The following is a 1,644-nucleotide window of genomic DNA, read 5'->3' on the forward strand; positions in this document are numbered from 1 at the left end:
TGTTAGCGGCCATGAAAAACTGCCCATAGGCGGCCACGAAACTGCCCACTGATGGCCAGCAAGAATGCCCATTGGTGGCCATGAGATCTGCCCACTCTTTTTACTAGTCTCGCCGTGTTCTTATCGGTGGGAGCCCCTTCCTGGGGTTTGATGTCGGTGTCTAAACGCACCAAACCACACCAGGAAGAGGCTCTGTATGAAGTCTGACGGAGAAATCATGGAAATTCTTGAAGCATACGACGTGACGAAGTCGTTTCGCGCCGCAGCAGTCCTGGCGGGCTGCTCGCACCACACGGTGGCCAAGCACGTTGCGGCCCGCACGGCCGGCAGGCCCGTGGCGGAGCCCGTGGCCCGGGACAAGGTCACCGACGAGTACCTGCCCAAGATCGAGCAGCTCGTGGAAAAGACGCGGGGCCGGATCCGGGCCGATGTCACCCACCAGACGCTGGTGGGCATGGGCTACGAGGGCTCGGAGCGTTCCACCCGCCGCGCGGTGGCCCAGGTCAAGGCCGAATGGAAGCTCGGGCGGGTGCGCGTGCACCGGCCCTGGGTCACGAGTCCTGGCGAATGGCTGCAATATGACTTCGGCGACGGCCCGAGCATTGACGGGGTGAAGACGGTCTTGTTCGTCGCGTGGCTGGCCTGGTCCCGGTTCCGGATCGTGATCGCTCTGCGGGACCGGACGGCGCCGAGCGTGTTCGCGGCCCTGGACCGCTCCTTCCGCCTGATTGGGGGCGCACCTGTTTACGTCCTGACGGACAATGAAAAGACAGTGACGGTTTCGCACGTGGCCGGGGTGCCGGTGAGGAACCAGCAGACCGTGGATTTCGCCCGCTATTACGGGGTGACGGTGCTGACGTGCCAACCGGCTGACCCGGCCAGCAAGGGCGGGGTGGAGAACGCGGTGCGGGTCGCCAAGGCCGACATCGTCCCCAAGGACACAAACCTGCGCGAGCAGTATGGCTCCTTCGCCGAGTTGGAGGCCGCGTGCGGGGAGTTCATGGCCTTCATCAATGCCCGTGAGCACCGCAGCACCAGGCGCAAACCGGCCGTGATGCTCACCGAGGAGGCGCCGCGCCTGCACCGCGTCCCGGATGACGCCCACACGGTCTCCTTCGGCCTGGCACGGACCGTGCCGCCGAACACGCCCATGGTCACGTTCAACAACGCCATGTATTCCGTCCCGTCCCACCTGCTGGGGCAGAAGGTCTTTGTCCGTTCCCACGGCACCGGCCCGGATGAGAAGGTCATCATCGTGCACCACACACCCGCCGGCCCGGTGGAGGTCGCCCGCCACGGCCGGGCCCGGCCGGGCAGCCCCGCGATCAATGATGGGCATTTCCCCGGACACGTTCAGAAGGTCCCGGGCGACTACACGCCCAGGGCCCGCACCGGGGCCGAGGCGGAGTTCCTGGCCATCGGCGGCGGAGCCGTGGCCTGGCTGAAGGAAGCCGCCGCCGTCGGCGCTCAACGGATGAACCAGAAAATGGCCGAGGCCGTGTCCCTGGCGAAGATCGCCGGCGTCATTGATGTTGACCGGGCCCTGGGCACCGCCGCGATCCACGGCCGCTTCGCCCACGGAGACCTCTCCTCGATCCTGCAGGCCGGACGGGCCAACACCACAACCCACGCCGCGAACGAGGA

Annotated in this window: 1 protein-coding gene; it reads left to right on the forward strand. The window is 66.3% G+C overall.

Annotation, left to right across the window (positions count from 1 at the left end):
• Nucleotides 1–196 precede the first annotated feature (196 nt).
• A partial coding sequence (istA, locus tag G6034_RS19355) for an IS21 family transposase (protein ID WP_246296393.1) occupies nt 197–1,644 on the forward strand: 1,448 nt, incomplete at its 3' end.

It is taken from the genome of Arthrobacter wenxiniae (assembly GCF_013376105.1).
GTDB lineage: Bacteria > Actinomycetota > Actinomycetes > Actinomycetales > Micrococcaceae > Specibacter > Specibacter wenxiniae.